The organism is Fibrobacter succinogenes subsp. succinogenes S85 (genome assembly GCF_000146505.1).
Classification (GTDB): domain Bacteria; phylum Fibrobacterota; class Fibrobacteria; order Fibrobacterales; family Fibrobacteraceae; genus Fibrobacter; species Fibrobacter succinogenes.
In genome coordinates this window covers 3,432,888-3,447,371 of sequence record NC_017448.1, presented here as the reverse complement: position 1 = coordinate 3,447,371, position 14,484 = coordinate 3,432,888, and the positions used below count along the sequence as shown (strand labels likewise).

The window sequence follows — 14,484 nt, the reverse complement described above, 5'->3', positions numbered from 1 at the left end:
AGTCATTTTTTAGAGTAGACAGTAGGAAGTAGACGGTAGGCAGTAAAGAGAACTTAGCGGGTAGAACCTTGAAAATAATCGTTAGTTGCTATTTTTTTATAAAAAAAATTTTTTTATGACATTTCACAAAATTTAATGTATCTTTTAAGCCGTTCCGCTATTTCGGGACATAATATTAATATCATTAAATAAATTATTGGGGTTAATCGCCCTTATTATCATTTCACTATATAGTCTATTTCATTTTTTGAAATATCTAATTATAGGACGCTATCGTGCCAAGAACGCCTAAAAATCAGAATTTAGAACAAAATACACAAACCCAGTCTTTGACGGATCTCGTTTACCCCGAAAGCACAGGCATCCCTGTTCCCGAATATTTAGGAACGGTTGACAAACTGCCGGACAACACCGAAGAAGTTCCTCAACCTAAGCGCCGAGGCAGAAAACCAAATCCTAAGACGAAGGCACGCAAAGAACCTGCTTTAGAACAGAACGTCCAAGCCGAAACCGAACCAGAATTTCAAGAAAAGAAGCAGCCGGTTGATGGCATTGCCGCCGCCGAAAAGCGCCTCGCCGAACAGTACGGTGTAGCAAACATCGATGCAATTGCAGAACCGATTTACACCGGCGAACAGAACTACAAACCAGCCGAATCTACCGAAGAAAACGCATTCGTAAGCGAAAACACCAGCGAAGCCGTTATCCCGCAGAATGGCGATATGGCTCAGGCTCAAGCAGAAAACCAAGGTGAAGTTGCCACCGATCAAAATGCAGATCCGAACGCCCAGCAGCAAGGTGAAGCCCAGGCTCAGAACGGCGAAGGTCAAGATGACCGCCGCTTCAATAACCAGAACGGTAAATTCAACAAGTTCAATAAGAACAACAAGTTCAACAAGAACAACCGCAACAACCGCAATTTCCAGCAGCAAGAAGAATTTGTCGACGACTCTGCAACGCTCCCGGCACCGGGTTCCGAAGCTATTTTAAAGGCAAAGGAAAACTGGCTCAAGTTCCGCAAGCTCTCCATGAGCGAACTCCAGGAACTCGCCGTGCAAAAGGAAGTGGACTTCCGCAGAATGAGGAAACAGTCCCTCAACTACATATTGCAGAGCCTCGAAAACGAAGGCAATATAATTTATACGGAAGGCGTTCTTGAAGTGACACCGCAGGGCCACGGATTCCTCCGCATGCCGGATCAGAACTACCAGACCAGCGCCGACGACGTTTACGTGAGCCAAAACCTTATCCGTAAATTCAACCTCAAGATTGGCGATACGATTGAAGGTCTTGTCCGCACACCTCGCGATCAAGACAAGTACTTCTCCATGCGCCGCATCGACCGCGTGAACTTTGAAGAACCGGACAAGATGCGCCGCCGCGTTGCTTTTGAATATTTAACACCGATCCACCCGGAAGAAAAGATCCACCTTGAATGGAACGAAACGGAATACAGCACCCGTATCATGGACTTGTTCTCCCCGATCGGTAAGGGCCAGCGCAGTATCATCCTCGCTCCTCCGCGTACCGGTAAGACCGTTCTCCTGCAGAACGTGACCCGCGCTATTGCAAAGAACCATCCTGAAATCATCCTCATCACGCTCCTCATCGACGAACGCCCGGAAGAAGTCACGGAAATGCGCGACATCATCACGGACATCAAGGAAAAGGCAGCAGAAAAGGGAATTGAAATCAAGGCTGAAGTTGTCGCATCTACTTTCGATGAACCACCTGAGCACCACACCCGCGTCGCCAACATGGTTTTGGAAAAGGCAAAGCGCCTCGTCGAAAGCCAGAAGGACGTCGTAATTTTGCTTGACTCCATCACGCGTTTCGCCCGAGCAAACAACGTTGTGATTCCGCACTCCGGCAAGATTTTGTCTGGCGGTGTGGACGCAAACGCCATGCAGTTCCCGAAGAAATTCTTCGGTGCCGCCCGTAAGATTCAGGACAAGATTCGCACCGTCAAGAATGAAGACGGCACAATTAGCGAAGAAGTCCAGAAGAACGGTTCCCTCACTATCATCGGTACAGCTCTTATCGAAACGGGCAGCCGCATGGACGAAGTAATTTTCGAAGAATTCAAGGGCACCGGCAACATGGAACTCGTGCTTGACCGCCGCATCGCCGAAAAGCGCATTTGGCCCGCCATTGACGTGTTCAAGTCTGGCACCCGTAAGGAAGAACGCTTGCTCACGCTCCTTGAACAGAATGCCGCCTGGAACTTCAGACGCGGTAGCCAGAACGAGACGGAAACAGGCATCATGGAGAACCTGCTCAAGCTCATGAGCAAGCTCAAGACAAACGCAGAACTCCTCGCCGTTCTCTCCAAACCGAAAGTCTAATACAAATTTGGCGAAATCTCCGCCAAACAGCCCGCCAAATGCGCGGGCTGTTCTTTTTTTACAAGCGAAAAATTTTTACGTTTACCATCGTAACGTCATTGCGAGTTGCAAAGCAACGAAGCAATCCATAAAGCTTTAAAAAAGGAATAAAAATGAACACAACGATTTTCTTTGCCGGTACTGGTAACATGGGCGGAGCCATCCTCCGCGGTCTTTTGAACGCAGGCACAGACGCCAAGAACATTTTCTTCTTTGACCCAAGCGACAAGGCTGCCGAAGCTGTGAGCGCCCTCGGTTGCGTCCGCGTCAAGAGCTTTGCCGAAGGCATTGAAAAGGCTAACGTCACGTTCCTCTGCGTCAAGCCGCAGATTTTCAAGCTCGTCGCCGCCGAATGGAAGGCTGCAGCATCCGCACTCAAGAGCGAAAAGACGTTCATCAGCATCATGGCCGGTGTCGCCCGCAAGAGCCTCATCGAAGTGCTCGGTGAAAAGAACCAGGTGCTCCGCGTGATGCCGAACTTGCCACTCACTGTTGGCAAGGGCTCCGTTGGCCTCGCCACCGACGGCGTCTCCGAAGAAACGCTCAAGCTCGCCGAAGAAATCTTTGGCAACATCGGCGTGACCTGCCGCGTTGCAGAATCCCTCATTGACGCCGTGACCGGACTTTCCGGCAGCGCCCCGGCATACGTCTTTGAATTCATCGAAGGCCTTACCCGCGGTGGCGTGAAGGCAGGCCTCACCCGCGATGTCGCTTTGAAGCTCGCTCTCGGCACCATTGAAGGCAGCGTCGAACTCGTGAAGCAGTCCGGCAAGAGCCCGAGCGACCTCTGCGCTATGGTTTGCTCTCCGGCAGGCACAACCATCGCAGGCATCGACGCCCTCGAAGAAGGCGCATTCCGCAGCACGCTTATCAAGGCTGTTGTCGCCGGCACGAACCGCAGCAAGGAATTGGGAAAATAGCATCAACAAGATTCATCAGAACTTAGATCTTAGTTGGCAGATCTTAGAAGATCTTGATAAAAGAGCGCTCTAAGTTCTAAGCTCTAAGTTCTAAGCTCTAAGTTCTAAGTTCTAAAATGCCGTCCATCGACTTTTTCACAAAAGAAACTTCGACGTCCTCGTTCATCTTGGACGTCCTTTCTTCTGTGGATAACACCGTCGATGTCCACACCCCCACAAGCGACGATGCGCCCGAAATCGCAGAAGCCTTGCGAGCTCCTCTCGCGCCCATAGTCATCTGGGACCTTGATTCTTTCTCTGCAAAAAATGCAGAATTGCTTTCAAGACTTCGCGAATTCAGCCCGGATTCCATGATCCTCGCCTATGCGGAATCACCTGAACGCTACACCGAAGTTTCAAGCAAACTTTACGACACGATTCTCTCCGTCGAAGCGTTGCGCCTCCACTTGATGAGCAAGATTTCCAGGCTCAAGGAAATCAATAACGCGAAGCGCATTTTCCGCGAAAGGATGTCGCACCTCGTCGGCAAAAGCGAATCCATGCAGCACCTCCGCAAAAAAGTGGAACGTGCCATTCTGCACACAGGCCCCGTCCTCATCCAAGGCGAATCGGGCGTCGGTAAAGACCTGGTTGCACGAGCCATCGCTTGCGTTTACGACAAATTCGTTACGGTCAACTGCAGCGCCATTCCTGAATCACTTTTCGAAAGTGAACTTTTCGGCCATACGCGCGGAGCATTCACGGGCGCCCAAAACGAACGCATTGGTCTTTTCGAAGATGCCAATGGCGGCGCCATCTTCCTGGACGAAATCGGCGACATGCCGCTCCACGCTCAAGTCAAGCTTTTGCGCGTCATCCAGAATCACGAAATTCGCCCCATCGGCGCAAACAAGACGCGACACATTGACGTGCGCATTATCGCCGCTACAAACCGCGACCTCCGCGAAGAAATTCGCGAAAAGCGCTTCCGCGAAGACCTTTATTACCGCCTGAACGTGATTCCGATGCAGCTTTCGCCGCTCCGCGACCGCAAAGAAGACATCGAAGACTTGGCGAATTACTTTATCCGCCAGTACGCGCCCGCAGGCGAACCTTATACGCTCTCGCCTGAAGCGTTGCTAAAGCTCCAGAATCACAACTGGCCAGGCAACATTCGCGAACTCGAAAACGTCATCCAGCGCGCCCTCTGCTTTACCGACCCAGGCATTTTAAGCGCCGAAGATTTACAAATTGACGAAGATTCAAATGACTCTGCGGCTAGATTTTCTAGCGCGGACACAGCCGCCATAAAAGCATTCAACGCTAGTAATTACGAAGAATTTCGCGATTTGCAACTTGACGAAGAACGAGAATTTTTGAAAGCAACCATCCGCAATTGCGATGGATCCGTAAGCCTTGCCGCAGAACGTCTCCGCATGAACCGCACAGCCCTTTACAACCGTCTCACGCGACTCGGATTAAGCGTTAAAAACGTTCAATCCTAATTTTTTGCAAACAACCTCTATTTTCCATTACCGCAATTGATTATATTGTAAGTTATGAACAAGAAAACACTCATAACTTCGCTTATTATTATCGTCGGAATTCTCATGATTACATTCTTCGTGAGAGACTGGCTTGTATTTTACAACTGTGGTGCTGTCGAGCAATGTCTCGTCGAAAGCAGCAACTACCAGAATATCGCCAAGTTCGCCGTTACCGCCATCATGACGATTGTCGTATTTTTCATTGGCGGGAATTGTCTTTGCAAGCGCGACCGCAACTTTTTACAAGCGGGTTTCGCCATGGCTTTGTGCGCGGATTTCTGCTTAAAAATCATGCACAACTACGCTCACGTTCTGGAGCACCGCAGCGATTACACATTGCTCGGCATTTGCTTCTTTATGGTCGTGCAGGCACTTTTCATTTACCGTCACACGCGCACAAGCGATACAGACAAGAGCTCTCCGTGGATTTTGATTATTCCGTTTACGGTCATGTTCATCACGAATGCGCTGCACCTATTCCGCATTTTCGAAGGACCGACAGTCCCGATTATCGCAACTTATGCAGCATTCCTCATTTGCTCACTCGTTGTCGCCTGCAAGGTTCCTAGCAAAGGATATTTCCCCGCTAAAAACGCACGCAACATCAAACGCGGCATGATTCTATTCTTCTGCTGCGATGCATGCGTAGGCATTTCGCTTGCAACCGGCGATGACCACAGCGTTCAAGAAATTGTAGCGACTGTCGCCAACAACTTTGTATGGTACTTCTATACGCCGGCATTGATTTTACTCGGGCTCAGCGGATACAAGAGAAAAGAGTAATTTATTTTATTATTCGGCCCTTGAAATCGTAGGCACGAGGCTCAAGCTTCGTGCCATTATTGTTAGGCACGCCCCCGTTACGATCGCCGAACTGCACGTAAAGCATCCCATTCTTACGGAAAACTTTGGCGCCATAAGCAGGGGCAATCGTCCGCGCAGTCTCGTGGATTCCAACAGACGGGTCCTTCGTCGGGATTTCATCATCAGACTTGAGCAAGCGCCACATCTGGTTCCATTCCCAGTCATCGGCCCAGCTTTGCACCACGCGTTCGCCATCCGTCGTTGCACGCAGATACATATTGCTGTGTTGCATTTTCATGCGCACCACGGAGCCCTCGTAGCCAGATTGCTTTTCCATGACCACTTTTTGATGGCCACCGCCGTTCCACTTGTAAAGGCCCATCGTCACGCCCGCATCGGTTGACTCATTCGGCGTGTCAAGCGAGATATCGCCAAAATTGATGCGGTAAGTCGTCGAAGAAAGCGGAGTTATCGTCGCAATCGCATTATCGCCGCTGCAATCGCCAAGCGCAAGCTTGTCCTCGGCAGTTCGCGTCATGCATGTACCAAAATTCATCGACATAATGCGCACGGTATCGGGCTTTGCTGGTTTCGCCTGCCATACACGCACCCAGTCTGCTTCGAAATACGCAGGCTTGTCCGACGTGATTTCAATATCATCGCCCGCCCAGCCGCCAATCGCCAAATTCACGATAATGTACTGCGCCGAAAGCTGCTTGATTTCAGTCGGGCGGTTGTAACTTGCAAACTTTTTGTCGTCAAAATAAAAGCTGAGCGTAGACTCGTCCCATTCCACGGCATACGTGTGGAAATCCGCCGAGCGGTCCACATTGTCGTCCTTATGGCCGCCAAAAGAGGCTTCGTGATCCCATGCCGAACCATGGCTGTTGTACCAGCTCGGGTCGGTGTAATGCAAATAGTAATGGTGTTGCTTGCGTGATGCTGGGATTTCCAAGATGTCAATTTCTGGAGGCCAGCCGTCTTGCAACGTCCAAAACGCAGGCCAAGTTCCCTTTTGTGAGGGCGCCTTGAATCGGCCTTCAATATAGCCGTACTTGACCTCAAATTTTCCCTTCGTGTCAATTGCACCCGAAGTGTAATCGACCGGGATTTCCTTGTTGTTGAATTTGGCCTTTCGTCCTTTGGCATCAGGATGCATTTTCTTTTCTCCCTTGAGCTTGAGCGTTCCATCGGATACAATCACGTTTTCTTCGGCACAATAGGCGCGGTGGTTGTGCGTCGGGCCCCAGTTATAAGTCGGATTCCACTTCTTTTTATCCAAAGAAGTTCCATCAAAATTGTCTTCAAAAACGAGATCCCAGCCGCTAAAGTTAGACGGCGGGGCAGCAAAAGCGATAGATGCGAGCGCCACGATGCTCGCAATGACGTGATTTTTTTTCATATCCAATTCCAATCCTCTCCCACGGCCTCTGCAAAAATTGCCACCACCAAAAAGCAAAACAAAAAAAGCCGCAGGTCTTATAAATATACCTACAGCACTTCGATAAGCCTAGTTAAAAGTTGTAAAAAAGCCCCGAATCTACGATTTTTGAGCTTTACTTAGCGTTCATCACGTGTCTGCGCCATTTTCCGCTCTTCCAGCGACGCCAGAAAATCAGCGGAGCCGTGCTATAAACGGCAACTACCACAATCCAAGCGTAATGGGCCGGCAGATGGAAAACGTAAGCCACGATGTACAAGGCAATCGCCACGAACCAGTTCATGATACCGCAAGCGAACATCACCCAGACCGTATCGCCCGCACCGCGAAGCGCACCCGCATAAATCACGAGCAAGACTTCAACAAAAATGTAGAACGTTGCAATCCGAAGCATGAACATGCTCATCGGGCGAGCCGCATTAAAAATCGCAAGCGCGCTTTCCGTCGCCTCGGCAACATCCGGCTTGAAAATATCCGTCAGCACTCCCGGCAAGAAGATGAAGAAAATCCCCATTACCAGGGAATAGCCCCAGCCGAGCTTAAGCCCGGAATAAGTCGAACGCGTTGCCGCAGCGGCATTCTTGGCGCCCACATAGCGCCCCACCAGGCTCGTCGACGCGACCTCCAACCCCATCAGCGGCACATACGCCACCAAGTCCCAGTTGAACATGATTGAGGATGCGGTCGCCGCCTCAGGCCCAAGCGCATGGAACATCAAAATCAACGACTGAAACGCCGCCATGTTCAAGAACATCTCGACGCCAGACGGAATGCCCTTTTTCAAAAGTTCGCGAGTCAACGGCCAGCTAAACGCGAACGCAAAACGCGTACGGAACCGACGATGGCAACTATTGCTAAAGAACTTCGCAAACAGAATCACCGTAGAAACCACATTGCCAATGAGCGTGCCATAAGCAGCGCCCGCAACGCCCATCGCGGGAATCGGACCGTAGCCATAAATCAATACAAAGTTGCAGGCCACGTTCACAATCATGCCAGCGAAAGCCGCCTTCATCACGACCTTGGTTTCGCCGATACCGCTAAAGAAACACGGAGCCGCGTTACGCAACAAGTTGATCACGCCACCGAACATCAAGATGTTGAAATACGTCTTCTGGTATTCGAGCTGATCCGCCGGCAAATGCTCCAGTCCAAACGCAAAATGCCCCAGCGGAATCGTGAGGTACAAAAGCGGCACTGAAATCAGCGACAAGTACACCGATTGCATAAACACGCGGGCGCAATCCCAGCGTTTTTTACCACCCAAGCGCTGAGCCACCATTGCCGTCGTATAGCTAATCGCGCCCGTAAAAAACATCGTGAGCGCAAGTTGCACCGCCCCTGCCCCGAGCGCCGCATTCATTTCGGCGGGGCCAAGCTTCGAGAGGAACAAACGGTCGATGAACGTCATAAACGTATCAAACGACATCGACAGAAGCATCGGGAGTGCCACCACGAGCACATCCTTCACGTCCCCGTTCTTCTTGAATTTCGAAGGTTTATAGAACCTATTTAAAATAGCATCAACCATAGCTTGGAAAAGATAGAAAAAATCAAAGACCACGCGACAGCCGATTTTACTTTCCTATTTCTTTTTTCAGCCGCAAGAGAACTTCTTTCTTATCTGAATCCGAGTTAAACCAAAGGCTATCGATATACAAGCCATCGACAAAGCCTTTGGCAAGCGCCTCGTTGGCATGCTCCTGAGTATCCCACTTTTTTATCTGTAACGTGATAGATTCCTTGGCAAGCGAAGATGAAGCCTTCTTCAGCAGGGACTCATCTTCTGCGCGAACTACACCCACCGAAAACGTCAATGACGTTTCCTCTTTTTTGACAGTTGCGCGTTTGCGGGCACAGCAATCAAAACGAGCCATCGCAAGGGAACTCAGCAAAATACAAAGTAATACAATCTTTTTCATATGAGCTCCTAGAAGTCAAACATCGCTTCTACACCAAAAATAAAGGAAGGATCATTCTTATTCCCTTCGGACGGCCAATCATCGCCATACGGGATATCGACAAGCACCATCGAGATGATATCTATTTTAAAGTCAGGAACATTAAAGTAGAATCTTCCGCCGATGCGCGCAGAGCCCAAGTCGTCCTTTTTATCTAAGCTGTTCGTATGCAATTCCAAAGGAACGCCGATACTCAGATATTCATTCACGGCAACGCTCGGCTCCAACGCGACAAAGAAGTATTCCGGACGCGAGGTAATTTCTAGACTTGTACGAACAGGGTCATCGATGAACGCATAGAACAAAGAGCCCACTATGCAAAATCTCGAAATATCAAATGACGGTTCTACAAGCAAGACGTGGTTCGAGACAGCATCGTCACTTGCGAGGAACACGGAATGGAACCCGTATAGTCCATGGAACGCAAAAGGGCCAAACGCAAGCGATAAATCTAACCCCGCATAAAGTTCATTGTAGTCTTTACGCTGATAGCTTTTGTAATCAAAATAAGGACGGAAAACTTGATTTGCAATTTCTAAGTCGTACGCCGCATGAACTTCATACGTATAACCTTCCAGACAATCCATTCCCATGTACTCGCCAAACATGAAATGGTAATGGCAACTTTGGTCATTGCCCGCAGTGCCAAAACCTATATCAAATTGCAATCCGTTCCACTGGAATTCTAAACCGCGAATCGTCTTTTGCGAAATGCCTGCAGCATCATCGCGCGGATCCCCGAAATCATAATAATTCTTGAAAATACCTTCAAAAAATTTCAAGTCACCAACGCGAAAGAAAGTGCGTTCCGAACGAGTGTATTGAATATACGCGCCATTAAAGACAACAGCAGGATTTACGGGATCCATAGACGATTCATCGCCCATGTCCATCCCTTCCATATCCTCCATTCCGTTCATCGCCATCCCCATCGCTTCGAGTTCAAGCCATGCAGACCAGCGATCGTTAAAACGAAGGTCAAAGTCCAAATCTAGCATAGATTCAAAACGGTGCGTAACCTTAGACTCATCCGTATTCCAATCGGCATAAGCGTGGACCATCACCATCCCAGAAAGGTCCAACTTCGGGCGAATTTCAGAAAAAGCGACACCCGCAAACAATAAAACGCATGATAAAATTATTTTATTCATAATACAAAGGAGTATCTTTTTACAGATACTCCTCCCCATAATTAATAATTACTTGTCGCCCTTGATAAAGTTGTCGATGTAGTCCGTCACAGTTTCTACAGCGGCTTTGGAGCCCCAATGCGTGTTGTGGTCCGCATCTTTGACTTCACGGAACACGACTTTCTTTGCCTTAGAAAGGCCATCCTGCAACGCTTCCTGCGACTTTTTATCGAATATAGCGTCCTTTGTACCCCAGATAATCTGGACATCCGATGTAATCGAAGAAAGGCGCTTTGCATTGTCAACAGCTACAAAGTTCTTGACAAGGAATTTCCAAGCATAATAAGGGACTTGATGCAAATGTTCCAAGTGTGCGGTCTGGAAATCCTTATCCGGATTCGTGCTATTGCCCCACTTTTCATAGAATGTATCAGGAAGCTTTTGCGTTGAATCATAAGCATAAACGCCATCGAATAATTTATCATCCGTTCCGTTCAAGAGCCAATCAATCGTAGCATTTTTCTTATCCACAGAGGCCGCCGAGCCAATCAATGTGATGGAACCGATTTTATCCGCATACGAAATAGACAATTCCTGCGCCACAAATGAACCAAAAGAATGTCCAACAATATGCGGTTTGTTCAATTCAAGCTTATCGATAAAAGCTGCGATATCCTTTGCCAATTCCTTGATTGAATACGCCGATTCTTCAATTGGCTTGTCCGTCTTTCCGTTGCCTCGCAATTCAGGAACATATACACGATAGCCCTTCTTGGCAAGCTGTGGAGCCACCTGCGACCAGGAAACACGCCCATCGACAAGGCCATGAATCAAGATAACCGGAGCTCCCTTTTCATCACCTGAGACCGTGTAAGATAAATGAATTCCCGTAGACAGGTGAGCCGCCTTTTCGGTCCAATCCACTTCCTGATAATCCGAGAATCTCTTGGTCGTAAAGGTATTGTTCTTGCCCATAAAATGATGACCATTTACCAGAGCAACATCATCAAAGGCATAGACATCTGTATTGCTGCTACCCACGTGAACCACATCGGCACTACCCGAAAAATCAACACGGCCAGAGCGTTTGATCAACAGATTTCCCGTGACCTTGACATTTTTCAAAACAGTTGCGCCCGGCGTTGAAGTATTCACCGTCAACACGCCATTAATTGTCGTATCCTGCAAGAAAATGATGCCATCTTTAATATTTTCATCGCCAAGCGTCAAGCCGCTTGATGCAGATTTGTGGTCACCAGATTCCGTAGCATGACCAGAATGTTCATCGGCAGCACCGGAATGCGTTTCGCCAGAACCGGAGTGTTCTTCCGTAGCATGATGTTCATGTTCTTCAGAGGTTGAAGGAGCGACAGAATTTGAATCGTCATCAGAACATGCAGAAAGTGAAAGGAGTGATGCTAAAATAATAGTCGAAAGTTTCGTATTTTTTTTAAAGATATTCATTGATTCCTCCGTTGTTAAGTTGTTTTTTGTTGGCACAATATTAGATTCTGCGGAGGCTTTTGTCCAATACTATTATTTCATTACTGATGATACAATTTTTTTATAACTAAAAAAAAGGAGCAGCATTCCGCCACACCTTTCAATTACAAATTAATTCACACAAGCTATCGTTTCAACTTTTTCAAATTTTCCAAGCGATTGAGTGCTTCGTAAAGCGTTTCGTCTTTCTTCGCGAAATGCAGACGCACGAGATGGTCCACCGGTTCACGGAAGAAGCTCGACCCCGGAACAGCAGCAACACCCACCTTCTGCGCCATATCAATGCAGAATTGTTCATCTCCTTCATACCCGAACTCGCTAATATCAACGAGTACAAAGTAAGCGCCTTGCGGTTCGGTAAAACGCAAACCGAGATTGCGGAGTCCGTTTGTAAATACATCCTTCATGTGCGTGTAATGCGCCTGCAAACCCGTATAGTACGAGTCGTCAAAACGGAGCGCCGTCACAGCAGCCTCCATCAACGGAGCCGCAGCACCCACCGTCAAAAAGTCATGCACCTTCTTGATGCGTTCCATAACCGGTTCCGCCGCAAGCACATAGCCCAAACGCCAGCCCGTAATCGAGTAAGTCTTGCTCAAGCTGCTACATTCAATCGTGCGTTCGAACATTCCCGGGAGCATCGCTATGTACGTATGGCGATGCGGAGCAAAAACAATATGCTCGTAAACCTCGTCTGTAATCACATACAAGTCGTACTTGACGGCAAGCGATGCAATAATCGAAAGTTCTTCGTGCGTAAAAACCTTACCGCTCGGATTTGCCGGATTGCAAAGCACCAGCGCCTTCACGCCAGGTTGCGCCATCGCACTTTCCAAGACGTTCGCATCAAAGCTCAAGTCAACAGGCGAAAGCGGCACATAAACCGGAGTCGCCCCGCACAAAATCGTATCGGCGGAATAGTTCTCGTAGAACGGCGAGAACAGCACCACCTTATCGCCCGGATTGCAGACCGACATCATCGAAGCCATCATCGCTTCGGTACTGCCGCAAGTAATCACCATCTCTTTTTGCGGATCGTAACGCAAGCCGCTAAAGTGGAACTGCTTATCGCTCAACGCCTCGCGGAAATTCTGCGCGCCAAACGTAATCGCATACTGGTGCGGACCCGTCAAAGCCACCTCCGAAAGCCGCTTCGTGAGCGCCTCAGGCGGGTCAAAATCAGGGAACCCCTGCGACAGGTTAATAGCCCCGCAAGCATTGGCAATACGGGTCATTCGGCGGATAACGGAATCGGTAAAAGTTTCGGTGCGTTTACTTAACGGTTGCATGGCGGGAAAATTTAAAAATTTTTCTACTATTTAACCAATAGGAGATTTCTATGTCAAACCCCTTACATCCCATTGTTTCGGTGCTTAACACCGCCTTGTATGATTTCTACATTGTCCCGCTGTTTTTGATTGTAGCCGGGGTATTCCTTTCTGTCCGTTTGGGATTTCCACAAGTCCGCTATCTGATCGAAACATTCCGCGTCACTCGCGAAAAGCCTCTGCACAAGCATGGGATTTCGTCATTTGCGGCATTGATGGTTTCGACCGCCTCCCGCGTCGGCACCGGAAACATCGTCGGCGTATCTTCGGCCATTTGCCTCGGTGGCCCGGGTGCCATTTTCTGGATGTGGGTAATCGCCATCCTCGGCGCAGCCTCCGCATTCGTAGAATCTACCCTCGCCCAGATTTACAAACGCCATGATGACGTATCAGGGCACTCCTACGGCGGACCGTCATATTACATCCATACTGCACTCGGCAAACGCTGGCTAGGCGTTCTCTTCTCAGGCTTTGTGCTCCTCACCTACATCGTGGGCTACAACTTGCTCGCTTCGTACAACATTCAAGACTCCCTTACCGGATACAAATTCTACGACAAAGCATCAACACCGTTCATCGTCGGATTTATTTTAGCCGCACTCTTCGCTCTTTGCATCTGGGAAGGCGCGAAGAAAATCTCCACCATCACAAGTTACCTAGTCCCCTTTATGGGAACTATCTACGTCATCGTCGCCTTCGGCATTATCATCTACAACATCTCGAATGTTCCTGCCATGTTCGGCACGATTTTCAAGAACGCATTCTCGTTCGACGCTGGATTCGGCGGATTTGCCGGAAGCTGCATCATGTACGGCATCAAGCGCGGCCTCTACTCCAACGAAGCAGGTATGGGTTCTGCCCCGAACGCAAGTGCAAGTGCAAGCGTTTCGCACCCCGTCAAGCAGGGACTCGTGCAATCGCTTTCCGTATTCATCGACACGCTCCTCATCTGCTCCGCCACAGCCCTCATGTGCCTCTCGACCAACATCGAGCCCAGCAAGGACATCTCGGGAATCATTTACGTACAAAAGTCTCTCGCCTCCGTTCTCGGCAGCAACGGCGCCATCTTCATCACATTCTCCATGTGCCTCTTCGGCTACACAACGCTCATCGGTAACTACTACTACACCGAAGGCTGCCTCCGCTTCATCTTGAACAGACGCCCCACAAAGAAAATCCGCAACGTATTCAAGACCATCGCAACCGCCATCGTCTTCTTAGGCGCCACCTCCAGCGCATCGTTTGCCTGGGACAGCGCAGACCTTTGCCAAGGCCTCATGGTCCTCGTGAACATCCCCGTCATCTTGATACTCTCGCCAATCGCCATCAAGGCCCTCAAAAACTACACCGACCAAAAGAAGAAAGGCCTCGAACCCGTCTACATCGCAAAAGAATGCGGCGTCGAGCAACCCACCGATTACTGGAATCCAGGACAAAAGCTGTAAAATTACGGTACAAGAAAAGCAGGTCGTTCGCACGGCCTGCTG

General features: G+C 49.1%; 11 protein-coding genes. 5 read left to right on the top strand and 6 right to left on the bottom strand.

Annotated elements, in window-relative coordinates:
• Window positions 1-275: 275 nt before the first annotated feature.
• From rho to FSU_RS14175, 4 genes are all read left to right on the top strand, one after another.
• The gene (gene rho / locus FSU_RS14190; RefSeq protein WP_015732300.1) at window positions 276-2,345 is read left to right on the top strand and encodes a transcription termination factor Rho; all 2,070 of its coding nucleotides are present in this window, start codon (window positions 276-278) and stop codon (window positions 2,343-2,345) included.
• A gap of 152 nt (window positions 2,346-2,497) precedes the next feature.
• Entirely contained in the window at window positions 2,498-3,304 is an 807-nt protein-coding gene (proC, locus tag FSU_RS14185; protein ID WP_014547045.1) for a pyrroline-5-carboxylate reductase, read from the top strand.
• Between the two features lie 116 nt (window positions 3,305-3,420).
• Window positions 3,421-4,788 carry a sigma-54 interaction domain-containing protein gene (locus FSU_RS14180; protein WP_014547044.1) on the top strand — a complete coding sequence of 456 codons (1,368 nt, stop codon included), beginning with the start codon at window positions 3,421-3,423 and terminating at the stop codon, window positions 4,786-4,788.
• Between the two features lie 54 nt (window positions 4,789-4,842).
• The gene (locus tag FSU_RS14175; RefSeq protein ID WP_014547043.1) at window positions 4,843-5,613 is read left to right on the top strand and encodes a lysoplasmalogenase family protein; all 771 of its coding nucleotides are present in this window, start codon (window positions 4,843-4,845) and stop codon (window positions 5,611-5,613) included.
• Between the two features lies 1 nt (window position 5,614).
• On the opposite strand, the gene FSU_RS14170 is transcribed toward FSU_RS14175, so the two are convergent.
• The 6 genes from FSU_RS14170 to FSU_RS14145 form a co-directional block, all read right to left on the bottom strand.
• A complete protein-coding gene (locus FSU_RS14170; RefSeq protein WP_014547042.1) occupies window positions 5,615-7,036 on the bottom strand; it encodes a glycoside hydrolase family 16 protein in 1,422 nt (473 codons plus the stop codon).
• Window positions 7,037-7,190: 154 nt separating this feature from the next.
• Window positions 7,191-8,606, bottom strand: coding sequence for an MATE family efflux transporter (locus tag FSU_RS14165; protein ID WP_015732299.1), 1,416 nt, complete (start codon window positions 8,604-8,606; stop codon window positions 7,191-7,193).
• Between the two features lie 46 nt (window positions 8,607-8,652).
• The gene (locus FSU_RS14160; RefSeq protein WP_014547040.1) at window positions 8,653-8,997 is read right to left on the bottom strand and encodes a MetQ/NlpA family ABC transporter substrate-binding protein; all 345 of its coding nucleotides are present in this window, start codon (window positions 8,995-8,997) and stop codon (window positions 8,653-8,655) included.
• Between the two features lie 8 nt (window positions 8,998-9,005).
• Window positions 9,006-10,187, bottom strand: coding sequence for a hypothetical protein (locus FSU_RS14155; protein WP_014547039.1), 1,182 nt, complete (start codon window positions 10,185-10,187; stop codon window positions 9,006-9,008).
• Window positions 10,188-10,235: 48 nt separating this feature from the next.
• Entirely contained in the window at window positions 10,236-11,630 is a 1,395-nt protein-coding gene (locus FSU_RS14150; protein ID WP_015732297.1) for an alpha/beta fold hydrolase, read from the bottom strand.
• A gap of 164 nt (window positions 11,631-11,794) precedes the next feature.
• The gene (locus tag FSU_RS14145; RefSeq protein ID WP_014547038.1) at window positions 11,795-12,958 is read right to left on the bottom strand and encodes a pyridoxal phosphate-dependent aminotransferase; all 1,164 of its coding nucleotides are present in this window, start codon (window positions 12,956-12,958) and stop codon (window positions 11,795-11,797) included.
• 50 nt (window positions 12,959-13,008) lie between these two features.
• Between FSU_RS14145 and FSU_RS14140 the strand changes: the two genes are divergently transcribed.
• Window positions 13,009-14,442 (top strand): alanine/glycine:cation symporter family protein, encoded by a 1,434-nt coding sequence (locus FSU_RS14140; RefSeq protein WP_014547037.1) that lies wholly within the window; start codon window positions 13,009-13,011, stop codon window positions 14,440-14,442.
• Window positions 14,443-14,484: the final 42 nt, after the last annotated feature.